Here is a 14,019-nt window from a genome sequence, read left to right on the forward strand (position 1 = left end):
TTTTTTTTAATTATAAGGTTATGTTTATTCTTGCAAATAAATACCTACCTGAATAACCAAATTGTGATGTTCTTCTAGAGTATACAAACTGATTTCCAGAAGTACCTCCGGCTCTGTTTTCATCTGGATAGACGTCCAATAAATTATTGGCTCCAATAGTAACTCGAGTAGATTCATACAATTGAAGAGATGCTGTTAAGTCGCTAATAATTTTACCACCATAAATAGCTTCTGCATTGGCATCTCTAGTAGATACTCTTGCTGTACCAGCATAATCATCCGGATCAGTAACTTCACCAAAATAAACGTTTCTTAACATAAAATTCCATTTTTTATAACTCACAGCATTTGTTAAATTTATTTTAGCTCTTGGCTGTGCAATGGTTAAAAAAGCTTCCTCTTGTGCGTCAAAGAAATTTCCACTTTGTCCTGCTGAAATAATTTTTTCAGGAATATTAAGTGCCGTTATTTCAGTCTCAGAAAAGGTAGCAGATAGATCATTTTTAAGAACAACATCGTCGCCAATAAATAATTTATGGGAAGCCACAACTTCAAAACCTTTTGATCGAGTATCAATAGCATTTACAAAGAAGCGGGCACTGGTAGCACCAGCACTTTTAAAAATAGCAACCAATTCTGCATTGGTTCCTGCTCCAAAACTACCACTATACACAATTCGGTCATCAATATCAATAACATAGGCATCAGCTGTAAAAGAGAAATTTCCAAACCGTCCTGTAATTCCAGCACTCAAGCTTTTCGAAGTTTCTTCTCTCAATTTATCAATTCCAATTAAGGTTGCCGCTCTACTATCATTGGTAAAAGTTCCTTGTTCAAATGGTGCGTTGTCAATAAAAACAGTACTGGTTCTACTAAAAAACTGTTGGTGTAAAGAAGGAGCTCTAAAACCGGTACTATGTGCACCTCTTAAAGCCATATTCTCACTAATTTTTAAATTTCCAGCAACTTTATAATTGAAGGTGCTTCCAAAATCTGAAAAACTTTCATAACGTGCAGCAAGACTCATTAACAACTTTTCTGTCAAGTCGGCTTCTAAGTCGATATAAGCAGCAATACTATTTCTAAATTTGTTGGTTTCATTTTTCGGGTCGTAACCTCTAAAAACCTGTGCGCCACCTCCTAAAACAGCGCCAGTAAAATTATTTGTAATTAGCAAATTGGGATCTGTAATACTTGTTACAGGATTTCCATTTACATCATAACTAGTATAAGAAGCTTCTTCACCCGCTTGAATTTCGTAATTTTCAACTTTAAATTCTGCTCCAAAAGCAACATTTAGGCCATATAAAATAGACTCATCAAATTTTGTAAAATCTAGGTTAGAGGTGTTTTGAGCGAAACTTAATTCACCAGCATCAAAAGTTCTTTGTGTAGCAACCCCTAATGTACCGTTACTAGAGTTTCCAATTGTGATCCCAAAACTATTTTTACCATAACTATTCGAAAAATCTACATCCCAATCATTTAATTTTCCTTTGATTCCAAAAGCAAAAGATTGGTCTAAAATATCTGTACCAATATTTGGTAAAAAACCATTTGGAAAAGCAGGCGTATTTGCTCTACCATCACCTTGTGCAGGTCTTCTATAAAAACCGGAAGCCAAACCTTGGCGGTAACTAATTCCTCCAAAAGCATATACTTCAGCGTCTTCACCTAAAGGAATAGACATATTTCCAAAAAACTTTCCTTCTCTTAGTTTTGAGGTTCCCACTTTAAATCGATAATCGGCTCTTGTTTGTCCTCTAGCTGCTAGTTCGTCTTCATCCGCATCAAAACCTAATAAATCTCTTAGCGTAGCGATATCAGCTTCCTGAGACACATCTAGGGCAGCAATTGAGTTTTTGGTAGCATTGTCTAAATAACTCATATTTGCTGCGGCATCTTGATAATCAAATAAAGTCATATCGGCAACAACTCCACCGCTGCTTGCAAAAACTCTTTCGGCTCCGTGGTAGCCATTAAAAATATCTCCTGAATAATCTTTACTTCTAAGAGCAGGTTCTCTTGTAGCTAAGGAACCTGTAAAGTTTATAAATCCTCCATCGGTTCCAATTGGCAAACCATAATTGGCATCAATTTGTATTTTTTCTCCATCGGAACCACCTTCAAAATGGTTGGAGTTTTTACTAAAATTGGCTCCGGTGGTAATTGATAAATCCAATTCTCCAGTCGCTTCTTTTAAAACAATATTAATAACCCCTGCAATGGCATCAGATCCATATTGTGCAGCAGCACCATCTCTTAAAACTTCAATTCTTTTAATAGCAGCTGTAGGAATTGAGTTCATATCGGTACCTACAGAACCGGCACCAACAGTTCCATTTACATTAATCAAGGCACTGTTATGTCTTCTTTTTCCATTAATCAACACCAAAACTTGATCGGGGCCTAAACCTCTTAAAGATGCCGGATCAATATGATCGGTACCATCAGAAACTGTTTGCGTTTGTGAAGTAAAAGATGGGGCTACATAATTTAAAATTTCATTGATAGATGTTTGTGGTCCTTGCGATGTTAGTTCTGCTAAATCAATAACATCAACGGCTACAGCCGACTCTACAACGGTTCTGTTAGGGTTTCTTGAACCTACCAAAACGACTTCATCTAAACTAACTCCATCTTCTTTTAAAACAACAGTAAGCACTGCATTGGCGTTTTTTATAAGTCTGTTTCGTGTTTTAAAACCTACATAAGAGATTTCTAATGTAGTGGGTATTTGTTTAACGGATATTGAAAATTCACCCTTATCATTGGTGGTAACACCATTAGTGGTTCCTTTTTCAATAATGTTTACATAAGGTAAGACCTCTCCTTTTTCGTCAATAACTTTACCTGTAATAGATTGCCCAATAGCTGAAAGAGAGCTTACAAGTAGAAAAAAAATGCATGTTCGTTTGATAATTTGTAGTAGTTTCATTGAATTCGGTTTTAACGGTTAAATAAAAAATATTAAGAATAGTTACTAAATGGTAACTTGGTACTTAGTTGATTTCTTCTGCTAAACGGGATCTTCAATTGGGAAATATGTAAATTTCCTAGGGATGCATTTTTCAATTCGTTTTTTAAAAAACGGGTTGAATTTCATTTACAAGTTATGAAAAATAAGGGCTTCTTTCAATTATTATTCTAGATACTCTAAAAATCAAGGGTTTTTACCTAGCTATTTTTAGTGGGAAGCATAAAAAAAGCAGCCTATAAATAGGCTGCTTTTTTTGATAGTTTGGTTGTGTTTTAGTTTTTGGTTGCTACAAATATTGCGATAATTATTTGAACTACAAAGTAATAATAACATTTTTTTAACATAAGTTCTGTTTTTTTATGTCAAAAAGCAGGTTTTAAAAGAGAAAATCTTTAAGGGTTTAACCAAATTTTAACAATACGAACACCATATTATTGTAGTTTTGTGAACCTCGGAAAAAAAATGAAGTGTAAATAAAAAAGTTAATTGATAATGGAAGAAAATAATGCCAGTGTAGACATTAGAGCGATCAATGAGAAAATTGAAAAAGAAAGTGCTTTTATAGATTTGTTAACGACGGAAATGAACAAGGTTATTGTCGGTCAAAAACAAATGATAGATCGTTTGTTAATTGGTTTGTTAGGAAATGGACACATCTTATTAGAAGGTGTTCCCGGTTTGGCAAAAACCTTAGCGATTAATACCCTTTCAAAAGCAGTTGCTGGAGATTTTAGTAGAATTCAATTTACACCAGATTTATTACCAGCCGATGTTGTAGGTACGATGATTTACAACATGAAAGAAAATAATTTCGAAATTAAAAAAGGACCTATTTTCGCCAATTTTGTTTTAGCAGATGAAATTAACAGAGCACCTGCCAAAGTGCAATCTGCTTTGTTAGAGGCTATGCAAGAAAAACAAGTAACCATTGGAGACGAAACCTTTCCCTTACAAGCACCATTTTTGGTGATGGCAACTCAAAATCCTGTTGAGCAAGAGGGAACCTATACTTTGCCGGAAGCACAGGTAGACCGTTTTATGTTAAAGGTGGTGATTGATTATCCGAAGTTGGAAGAAGAGCAATTGATCATGCGTCAAAACCTTAGCGGAAGTTTTGCTAAAGTAAATCCAGTAGTTTCTTTAAACGATATTCTGAAAGCCAGAGAAGTGGTAAAGGAAGTGTATATGGATGAAAAAATTGAAAAATATATTTTAGATATTATTTTCGCTACGCGTTATCCTGAAAAATACAATCTAGCAGATTTAAAACCATTGATTAGTTTTGGTGCCTCTCCTCGTGGAAGTATTAGTTTGGCACAAGCAGCCAAATGTTACGCTTTTATCAAAAGAAGAGGCTATGTAATTCCTGAAGATGTTCGTGCTGTTGTTTACGATATTTTACGTCATAGAATTGGAATTACCTACGAAGCAGAAGCTGAGAATATTACTTCTGTTGATATTATTAACAAAATTGTAAACGAAATAGAAGTACCATAGAGTGTTGAATCGAGTAATTGTTGTCTTGTTTAAAAGTGAAGTTAGTATGTTTTTTCATTTAAAAAATTAGTAGTTTGGAAAGAAGCGATCCAGCTGTCTAAGTATATATAGAATAACAGAAATATTTCCTAGCGATGAAAAATTCGCATTGACAAGCCAAATTAGAAGAGCAACAAATTCTAAAGCTTCCAATTTTGCGGAAGGAACATCAAGAATAACAAGGAAAGAGAAAGCTCGATTTTATTCCATAGCATTTAGCACAACAATGGAGGTTTTAAATCATTTAATTCTTTCCAAAGAATTAGATTTTAGTACAGAAGAGAATTATTTAAAATTAAGGCAAGAGTTTGTAAAATATCTAATAGGTTGAATGCATTGAGAAAAGCAGAATTAAAAAACAGTTAACCAATTACACAATTCACCGATTAAACAATTTATCAATTGGAAACTAAGGAAATACTTAAAAAAGTCCGCAAAATAGAAATTAAAACGCGTCGACTTTCAGATCATATTTTTTCAGGAGAATACCACAGTTCTTTTAAGGGTAGGGGTATGACTTTTAGCGAGGTCAGAGAATACCAATTTGGAGACGATATTAGAAATATTGACTGGAATGTAACTGCGCGTTACAATCAGCCTTATATCAAAGTATTTGAAGAAGAACGAGAACTGACCATGATGCTTTTGGTAGATATTAGTGGATCTGAATTTTTTGGTACGACTTCACAATTTAAAAAAGATACCGTGACTGAAATTGCGGCAACACTTGCTTTTTCAGCAATTCAAAACAATGATAAAGTTGGACTTATTTTATTTTCCGATCAGGTAGAATTGTTTATTCCTCCTAAAAAAGGAAAAAGCCATGTGCTTCGAATTATTAGAGAATTGATAGAGTTTCACCCCACAAGTAAAAAAACAAACCTAAACGAAGCCTTAAAATACTTGACGAATGTAATGCGAAAAAAAGCCATTGTATTTGTACTTTCTGATTTTATGGATGATGATTACGAACAAACCCTAAAAATTGTTGGAAAAAAACACGATGTTACAGGGGTTCGCGTATTTGATAAACATGATGAAAGCATTCCCAATTTAGGAATTGTTCCTATGGAAGATGCGGAAACAGGACAAACAATGTTGGTGAATACAAGTTCTAAAAGTGTTCGAAAAGCCTACGAAGCACATTATTTAAAATCAGTTGCTTATTATCAAAACACTTTCAGTAAAAGTGGTTCAGGAACCATTAGTACAAGAGTAGATGAAAGTTATGTAAAAAAATTATTGGGGTATTTTAAACAAAAAGGAGGTAAATAAAGCGATGAAAAAAAGCATATTTTACATAGTAGTATTCATAAGCTCATGGTGTTTTGCTCAAGAGGATGTCCAGATACTTTCTGAAATAGACACGACTCAGATTAGAATAGGTGAGCAATTTGAATATACAATTACCGTAGACAAAACAAGCGATGTTGTATTTCCAAAATTAGAAGCCTTAGGGGGTCTTGAAGTTGTTTCTGAAAGTAAAATAGATACTTTAGTTAGCAGCTTGGTTAAAAAATACCAACTTACAGGTTTTGATAGTGGTAGTTTTTACATTCCAAAACAGCAAGTATTTTTAGAAAGCAAGGCTTATTTTACAGATTCATTATTGGTTAACGTAGCAACTGTTGCTGTAGATACTTTAAAACAGAAGCCATTTCCAATAAAACCAATTATTGACGAACCCGTAATTTTTGACGACTACCGTCCGTACTTTATTTGGTTGTATGTTTTATTATCTGTTTTGGTATTGGTCACAGCTATTTATTTTATTTTGAAAAAATATTATGGCGATGATTCTGCAAATAAAAAAGAGCAAATTCCACCTTACCAAGAAGCCGTTGAAAAATTTGCTTCCTTAGAAGAAAAACAACTTTGGCAAAACAACAAAACCAAAGAATATTATATTGAACTAACAGAAATTCTGAGAGTTTATATTGGTCGAGAAGTGAAAATTCAAACCTTAGAAGCTACTTCTGATGAATTAATTAGGCTTATTTCTAATAAAAATAAAGAAAAGGAAATAGGAATAGATCCTTCAGAAATAAAAACTTTAGCAGCCTTTTTAAAACATGCCGATTTTGTGAAATTCGCCAAATTAAGACCGCTAGCAGACGAAATTGAAAATGATAGAGCCACAGCAGCAAATATTGTTGAAGCCCTACAGCCTGTCTTAAAAAAGTACAAGCAAGCCAATTTATTAATTGACGATGAATATTCTCGATACGTAAAGGCAGAAGCAGCATTAACACCTTCTGAAAAAAGAAAAAGAACTCTAAGCTATTTGGGGATGTTTGTTTTGGTTATCGCAGCCTTGTCATTTGGAACTTTCCAAGTACTAAAACTCATGAAAATGGGAGCTGCTTCTATCTCACAAATAGAAATACCAGAATTGGGAACCAATGAAGTATGGGAGAAACAATCTTTTGGAACGCCTGCATTAACATTGCATGCTCCCGTTTCTATTCCCTTACGCACCAATGAAGTGCCACAACATATTCAAACTGTGTTGAGTAGTTTGGGAGTGTATGAATACAATCATCCTCAGGGACTTTCAAAAATAAATATAACAACACTGAGTTATGCGGGAATCAATGCGCAAATTGAGCAGGTTATGGAAAACACCATCAAAGGAATGCAACAGCAACCTAATGTTGAAGATTTTGAATATGAAAGACAACCGGCCAATTTAAAAAATGGAATGCAAGGTGTTTATTTGTCAGGAAACTTAAAAGAAAGTGGTGTAGAAAAAGAATTTAAGGTCATTGGTTTTACACATGAAAACTTAGTTTGGCAAGTAATAACTATTTGCAATGAAGATGAAGATGAGATAAAAACAATGCTTGGAACCTTAATTGATTCCATTAATATTGAAATTGAATAAGCATGGAATGGAATAATTTTGAATTCGAAAATCCGGCTTTTTTATGGGGCCTACTAATTTTACCTTTTTTAGTGTTTTGGTTTTTTTATACCCATGCTAAAAATTCAGCATCGTTACGGGTTGCTACAATCAAAGGGTTTAAAGTACAACCTTCTTTTTTAGCCAAATTAAAACCCCTGTTATACGTGTTAAGGTTGTTGGCAATTGCGTCACTTTTAGTGGCTTTGGCCAGACCAAGAAATGTTTCTGTAAGTAAAAGAACAAAAACAAATAAAGGAATTGATATTGTCATGGCTATTGATGTTTCTGGAAGTATGTTGGCAAAAGACTTACAGCCAAACCGACTAGAAGCTTTAAAAAAAGTAGCCTCAAATTTTGTAAGTCAGCGACCAAACGACAGGATTGGAATTGTTGTTTATGCCGGAGAAAGCTTTACAAAAACGCCAATTACAAGTGATAAATCAATTGTAGGTAGTTCTATTCAATCAATAGAACACGGGCAAATAGAAGACGGTACCGCAATTGGTATGGGACTGGGTTCTGCTATTAACAGGTTGAAAGATAGTAAAGCAAAAAGTAAGGTGATTATTTTGTTAACGGATGGTGTCAATAATGCAGGATTTATTGATCCTAAAACAGCTTCTGAATTGGCAAAAGAATTAAAAATTAAAGTCTACACTATTGCTATAGGAACCAACGGAATGGCACCTTTTCCTTATGCAAAAGACCGTTTAGGGAATTTAATGTACCGCAAACAAAAAGTAGAAATTGATGAAGAGTTGTTAAAACATATTGCCAATGAAACGGAGGGGAAATATTTTAGAGCCACAGACAATTTAAAATTAAAAGCTATTTATGATGAAATAAACAAGCTAGAAAAAACAAAAATAGAAGAGTTTAAATATTACAATTATCAAGAGCAGTACCGATGGTTTGTGCTATTGGCAATTGGATTGTTGATGGTAGAATATGTAGCAAGAAATACTATTTTTAAAAGTTTTATTTAAGAAACATTGCGTTGTGGAAATGTTTAGAACTATCAGCTACGTTTTTCTTTTGAAAAACTGAATATTAGTTAAAAACAAAGGAGCGCATAATGGAAGTCACAACAAAAAACAATTGAACAGTTAAACATTACATATAATATTAAAAAATGTACAAATTAGAAGAACCCATATATTTTTATGTATTCGCAGTAATACCTTTATTGCTTGTCGTTTTTATAGCTGTTTTATGGTGGAAAAAACGCACGCAGAAAAATTTTGCAAATCCCGAATTATTAGCAAAAATTGCTCCGAATTATTCTTTTTTTAAGACAGTTTTAAAATTAGTTTTTTTATGTTTAGGACTCAGTTTTTTGGTAATTTCTTTGGTAAATCCAAAAATGGGAACCAAACTAAAAACGGTAAAAAGAGAAGGTGTAGATATTGTTTTTGCTTTGGATGTTTCTAAAAGTATGTTGGCAGAAGACATTGCGCCAAACAGGTTGGAAAAATCGAAACAGATTATTAGTAAAATCATTGAAAAATTAGGAAGTGATCGAGTAGGAGTTATTGTATATGCAGGAAATGCCTATCCACTTTTACCAATTACAACCGATCATGCTTCGGCAAAAATGTTTTTACAAAACGCCAATCCAGATATGGTTTCTAGTCAGGGTACGGCTATAAACGAAGCTTTAGATTTGGCAAAAACCTATTATAATAACGACGAACAAACCAATAAGTTTTTAGTCATTATTTCTGATGGAGAAGATCATGAAGAAAATACCATCTCCTTGGCCAATGACATTGCCAAAGAAGGAATAAAAGTCTATACCATTGGGGTAGGTAATGAAAAAGGAGGTCCTATTCCTATGCGTGTAAACGGCGTATTAAATGGTTATAAAAAAGACAGAAAAGGTGAAGTGGTGATCACCCAAAGACATGCAGATGTTTTAAAGGAAATAGCCGAGGCTGCTAACGGAGCCTATATAGATGGAAATAAAACAGAAAAACCTGTTGAGGTGATTGAAGATGTGGTGACCAATGCACAAAAGCATGAATTTGAAACCAAACAATTTTCAGATTATAAAGATCAGTTTCAATGGTTTGTGGCAATTGGATTGTTGTTTATACTGTTGGATGTATTCTTCCACGAGAAAAAAACAAAATGGTTAAAGAAGGTTGATTTATTTAATGAAGAGAAGAAATAAAATAATGAAAATAGTACAGTTACTTATCGTATTCCTTTTTTGCTTTACAGTAAATGCGCAGCAAGATACAATTGCACAACAACGGTTGGCAAGAAAATTTGTGCGTGAAGGAAACACTTTATACAAACAAAATAATTTTGTCGATGCCGCAGTATCTTATACCAAAGGAATTGAGCAAAATGCAACCTACCATAAAGCTGCCCATAATTTAGGAAATGCTTTCGTAGCGCAAAAAAATTACAAGGAAGCCTTGCCACAATTTGAATTGGCGGTAAAAGGAGCTAAAACCAAATTAGAAAAGGCTGCCAGTTACCACAATATAGGAAATGTACACATGGCTCAAAAAGAGTTTGAAAAGGCGATAGAAGCTTTTAAAAATAGTTTGAGAAACAATCCTTCAGATGAGGAAACACGTTACAATTTGGCACATGCCAAACAGCAATTGAAAAAAGAAAAAGAGGAAGAAGAGAAAAATAAAAAAGATCCGCCTTCTGACTTTGCCAAAAGAATGAAGAAAAAAGCAGATGAACTCTTGGCTAAATTTAAATTTAAAGAAGCTTTAGAGGTGTTGGATAAAGCATTGGAAAAAGACATGACCGTGTCTAATTACAATGATTACATGAAAAAATTAGAAGAAATAATTGAAATTAAAAAGTAAGATGAGAGCAATAATAGTAGTACTTTTTTTTATGATTTCGATGTCGGTTTCGGCACAAACATCAGCTGCTAGTTATTTTAATAATGGCGCTTCAGAATATGTGCATAGCAAATTAGACAAGGCCATTGCAACCGTAGATGCTGGTTTGAAAAGCTATCCAAACGATGAAAAGCTGAACAAGTTAAAAGAAAAGCTAAAAGAAGAAAAGAAAAAGCAAGATCAACAAAATAAGGATCAAAAGAACCAGGACAAAAAAGATCAGAATAAAAAGGACCAGGAAAACAAAGATCAACAAAACAAGGATCAGCAGAATAAAGACAAAAACGAAAAAGATAAGCAGGACGAGGAAAATAAAAAGAAAGAAGAGGAAGAAAAAAACAAGTCTGACAAAGAGAAAGAAGAAGAGCAAAAAAAGCAGGACGAACAGAACAAAGAAGAAAATAAAAATAAAGGAGATCAAGGAAAGGAAAACCAACCTAAAGAAGGGCAACCTTTAAAAATGTCTCCTGAGCAAATCAAGCAATTGTTGGAAACCATGAACAATGAAGAAAACAAAACGCAGAAAAAAGTAAATGCTCAAAAAGTAAAGGCAGGCAAAAAGACCAATCAAGAAAAAGATTGGTAAATTCGCCGTCATAAAAAACAAGTTTGATAATTAACGCAATCAGGCAAGAAAAAAAGACAATGAAAATTAGAAGTACCTATTTATTATTAATCCTAGTTACTCAGAGTTTGTTTGCTCAAGTGGAATTTAAAGCCAAGGTGAGCAAAAATAAACTGGGTTTGAATCAGCGTTTGCGTGTTGAATTCACGATAAATAAACAAGGCGGCGATAATTTTAGTCCACCAAGTTTTAAAAACTTTGATGTGGTTGGTGGACCTAGTCAATCGGTGAATCAATCGTGGATTAATGGAAAATCTAGCTATTCGCAATCCTATAGTTATATTGTTTCGCCTATAAAAAAAGGCGCGCTAAAAATAGGATCTGCTACCATAGAATTTTCAGGAAAAATCATCAAATCCAATCCACTTACGGTAGATGTGGTGGATGCTGTTGAATTGCCAAAAGATCCGAATGATCCAGATTATATCGCCAATCAAAATGTGCATTTGGAAGTTCTTGTTTCTGATAGCAATCCTTATGTAGGTGAAGGAATTTTTGTTGAATATCGATTGTATTTTAGTCATAAAGTAGCACTCTCAGATTTTGATTTTAAAGAATTACCAGAATACGAAGGCTTTTGGAATCAGGATATAAAAATAGATCAGTTAACAGTTGAAGAAGGAAAATACCAAGGCGAAGATTATCGCTTCTGCTCGATTCGAAAATCTATTTTAATTCCTCAAAAATCAGGCGACTTGGTTTTAGAACCTATTAAAACAGATTTGATTATTGGAGTACCAACGGGAAGAGGTGATTTTTTCGGAAATCCAATCACCAGAAATATCCGTAAATCATTCCGTTCTTTTAAAAAAACAATCAAAGTTAAAAGTCTGCCTCTTGAAGGAAAACCAGCCGATTTTGTTGGAGCTGTAGGAGATTTTAAATTGGATGTAAGCACTAGTAAAGCTACTTTAAAAGCCAATGAATCTACGCAACTTAAAGTACAAATTTCAGGAAGAGGAAATTTAAAATTATTTGAGCTTCCAAAGGTGCAAACGCCAAAAGAATTGGAAGTATATACACCTGAACACAACGAAAATTTAAGAAATTCTCTGTCAGGAATAAAAGGAATGCGTGGTGAAGTTGTCGATCAGTATACCGTGGTTCCGGCATACAAAGGAAAATATAAAATTCCATCGGTTTCTTTTTCTTATTTCAACCCAAGTGAAAAAAAGTATTATACCTTACAATCCGATGAAGTTTTTGTAAATGTAACCGAAGGAAAAGAATTGGTGACAAACTCCGACGCAACGAATTCAAACAATGCAGCAGGAAGTGTGAAACAACAAGTTGTAGCCGCTGAAAATAATTTCAGATATATTCAGACCAAAACAAGTTTAGAAACGCCAGAAACGACAGATTTCTTTAAATCGACCTTGTTCTATATTTTACTTTTATTGCCAGTGATAGTTATTCCAATGGGAATATTAATTGGAAAAAAACAAAAACAACGAGCAAACGATTTAATTGGAAACAGAACCCGTAAAGCCGATAAATTGGCCCGTAAATATTTGTCGCAAGCCAAAAAAGAAATCGGAAAAAAAGAAGCCTTTTATATTGCATTAGAAAAAGCATTGCTCAATTATTTGAAAGCAAAATTACAGATGCAAACGTCAGAAGTTAGCAAGGATAGAATTGCCAAATTATTGACTAAAAAAGGGGTGGAAGCAGCTACGATTACAAATTTTGTTAGTGTACTTGATAATTGTGATTTTGCAAGATATGCGCCGGCTACAGACGTGACCATGAATGATGATTTTGACAAAGCAAAACAAGTCATTACCAAATTAGACAAACAGTTATAAAATAATATTCAGTTGCTTTTTTAGCAGACAAGGAATAAGAAAAATAAGCGTAAAATGATGAATGTTAAGATTACAAATACAAAAAAGTTTTTCCTTTTAGGATGGCTCTCCTTTTGTTTCTTTTTGTGTTCAGGAGTAGGAATTGCTCAAACCAACGAAGCGTTATTTGACCAAGCAAATGAATTGTATCGAACCAATAAATATACCGAGGCAATTTCAGTTTATAAAAAATTAGAAACCAAGAACTTGGTTTCTTCAGAATTGTACTTCAACCTAGGAAATGCTTACTACAAACTGAATAAAGTAGCAGAAAGTATTTATTATTTTGAAAAAGCACTTTTGGTAAATCCATTAAATGAAGATGCTCGAGTAAACTTGGTTTTTGCCAAAAGAATGACCATAGACGCGATTGAAGAATTGCCAAAAACACTATTTCAAAACATAGAAACTGAATTTGTAGAAAAATTATCTTACAACCAATGGGCATGGGTAGCTGTTATCAGTTCTTTGGCCATGGGTTTGTTTTTTATGTTGTATTATTTTTCTTACATCCCAACACGCAAGCGCTTGTATTTTGTTAGTACTATAGTAACGGTTTTGCTTTTAATAGTGAGTTTGTTACTTACATTTAAAGAATTTGGGAAAAGTCAAAACAACCTAGAAGCTATTATCTTTCATGAAAATGTGAGTGTTAAAGTTTCACCTACAGATAGCAGTGAAGAGGCTTTCGAACTCCATGAAGGAACCAAAGTTTTTGTATTGGACAAAGTAGCTGACTGGAAAAAAATTAGGCTAGCAGATGGTAAAATTGGCTGGTTAACTAAAGAAGCTATTCGAGAACTTTAATAGCGGCACTTTTGTGCTGTAAAAAAAATGAACACCGCTTTGTGTTTGTTATGGGTTTTAGGAATTTACTTTCTAAATTATTCGGGTTTCTAATCTAAGAAATTCCTCAATTGGTTTTATATACTTAAGTCTTGTTTGACGTGGGTATATACCTACACCAATTTCCTTTATTGTATTTTTTAATTCGAAACATCTTGTTTTTTTTATTGTAAAATTCAATAAATCAAGGTTTTGAAATATTGTTTTTTCTTTTTTATGTAAAATAACTCCCCTAAATAGCTTAGGTAAAAATACCTATTAATGAGTATTTTTTCATGGTTCAAAACATTTTACTTTTATAATAAACTTTAAGGTCTTCATAAAAGACTTTGGATTTATGGAATTAACAACAGTAAAATTTAATAAGAATTAAAACAATTTAATAGTTTCTTTCTAACAGAAGAATGCTTTTG

The 14,019-nt window shown here is 33.4% G+C and carries 11 protein-coding genes; 10 read left to right on the forward strand and 1 reads right to left on the reverse strand.

What is annotated here, in order from left to right:
- Positions 1 to 10: 10 nt before the first annotated feature.
- Positions 11 to 2,938, reverse strand: coding sequence for a TonB-dependent receptor (locus tag FGM02_RS05295; RefSeq protein ID WP_139957270.1), 2,928 nt, complete (start codon positions 2,936 to 2,938; stop codon positions 11 to 13).
- Positions 2,939 to 3,472: 534 nt separating this feature from the next.
- Here FGM02_RS05295 and FGM02_RS05300 point away from each other — a divergent pair.
- The 10 genes from FGM02_RS05300 to FGM02_RS05345 all read left to right on the forward strand — a co-directional run bounded on the left by FGM02_RS05300 (position 3,473) and on the right by FGM02_RS05345 (position 13,567).
- Complete coding sequence (locus FGM02_RS05300) at positions 3,473 to 4,477, forward strand: AAA family ATPase (protein WP_139957271.1); 1,005 nt, start codon at positions 3,473 to 3,475, stop codon at positions 4,475 to 4,477.
- Positions 4,478 to 4,598: 121 nt separating this feature from the next.
- A complete protein-coding gene (locus FGM02_RS05305) occupies positions 4,599 to 4,847 on the forward strand; it encodes a four helix bundle protein (protein ID WP_317133620.1) in 249 nt (82 codons plus the stop codon).
- Between the two features lie 71 nt (positions 4,848 to 4,918).
- On the forward strand, positions 4,919 to 5,791 hold the full coding sequence (locus tag FGM02_RS05310) for a DUF58 domain-containing protein (RefSeq protein WP_139957272.1): 873 nt from the start codon (positions 4,919 to 4,921) through the stop codon (positions 5,789 to 5,791).
- A gap of 4 nt (positions 5,792 to 5,795) precedes the next feature.
- Positions 5,796 to 7,400, forward strand: a complete 1,605-nt coding sequence (locus FGM02_RS05315; protein WP_139957273.1) for a BatD family protein — start codon at positions 5,796 to 5,798, stop codon at positions 7,398 to 7,400.
- A gap of 2 nt (positions 7,401 to 7,402) precedes the next feature.
- Complete coding sequence (locus tag FGM02_RS05320; protein ID WP_139957274.1) at positions 7,403 to 8,407, forward strand: vWA domain-containing protein; 1,005 nt, start codon at positions 7,403 to 7,405, stop codon at positions 8,405 to 8,407.
- Positions 8,408 to 8,553: 146 nt separating this feature from the next.
- Positions 8,554 to 9,594 (forward strand): VWA domain-containing protein, encoded by a 1,041-nt coding sequence (locus FGM02_RS05325; protein WP_208021474.1) that lies wholly within the window; start codon positions 8,554 to 8,556, stop codon positions 9,592 to 9,594.
- Positions 9,595 to 9,598: 4 nt separating this feature from the next.
- A complete protein-coding gene (locus FGM02_RS05330; protein ID WP_166461136.1) occupies positions 9,599 to 10,252 on the forward strand; it encodes a tetratricopeptide repeat protein in 654 nt (217 codons plus the stop codon).
- Between the two features lies 1 nt (position 10,253).
- Positions 10,254 to 10,877 carry a hypothetical protein gene (locus tag FGM02_RS05335; protein WP_139957276.1) on the forward strand — a complete coding sequence of 208 codons (624 nt, stop codon included), beginning with the start codon at positions 10,254 to 10,256 and terminating at the stop codon, positions 10,875 to 10,877.
- A gap of 59 nt (positions 10,878 to 10,936) precedes the next feature.
- A complete protein-coding gene (locus tag FGM02_RS05340) occupies positions 10,937 to 12,721 on the forward strand; it encodes a BatD family protein (RefSeq protein ID WP_139957277.1) in 1,785 nt (594 codons plus the stop codon).
- Positions 12,722 to 12,775: 54 nt separating this feature from the next.
- Positions 12,776 to 13,567 (forward strand): tetratricopeptide repeat protein, encoded by a 792-nt coding sequence (locus FGM02_RS05345; RefSeq protein ID WP_243739355.1) that lies wholly within the window; start codon positions 12,776 to 12,778, stop codon positions 13,565 to 13,567.
- The last annotated feature ends 452 nt before the right edge of the window (positions 13,568 to 14,019 follow it).

The organism is Flavicella sediminum, from assembly GCF_006381105.1.
In the GTDB taxonomy this organism is placed as follows: domain Bacteria; phylum Bacteroidota; class Bacteroidia; order Flavobacteriales; family Flavobacteriaceae; genus Flavicella; species Flavicella sediminum.

Coding starts and splice junctions, on each gene's coding strand:
- FGM02_RS05295 (WP_139957270.1), bottom strand. CDS start 2,938: ATGAAACTACTACAAATTATCAAACGAACATGCATTTTTTTTCTACTT.
- FGM02_RS05300 (WP_139957271.1), top strand. CDS start 3,473: ATGGAAGAAAATAATGCCAGTGTAGACATTAGAGCGATCAATGAGAAA.
- FGM02_RS05315 (WP_139957273.1), top strand. CDS start 5,796: ATGAAAAAAAGCATATTTTACATAGTAGTATTCATAAGCTCATGGTGT.
- FGM02_RS05320 (WP_139957274.1), top strand. CDS start 7,403: ATGGAATGGAATAATTTTGAATTCGAAAATCCGGCTTTTTTATGGGGC.
- FGM02_RS05325 (WP_208021474.1), top strand. CDS start 8,554: ATGTACAAATTAGAAGAACCCATATATTTTTATGTATTCGCAGTAATA.
- FGM02_RS05330 (WP_166461136.1), top strand. CDS start 9,599: ATGAAAATAGTACAGTTACTTATCGTATTCCTTTTTTGCTTTACAGTA.
- FGM02_RS05335 (WP_139957276.1), top strand. CDS start 10,254: ATGAGAGCAATAATAGTAGTACTTTTTTTTATGATTTCGATGTCGGTT.
- FGM02_RS05340 (WP_139957277.1), top strand. CDS start 10,937: ATGAAAATTAGAAGTACCTATTTATTATTAATCCTAGTTACTCAGAGT.
- FGM02_RS05345 (WP_243739355.1), top strand. CDS start 12,776: ATGATGAATGTTAAGATTACAAATACAAAAAAGTTTTTCCTTTTAGGA.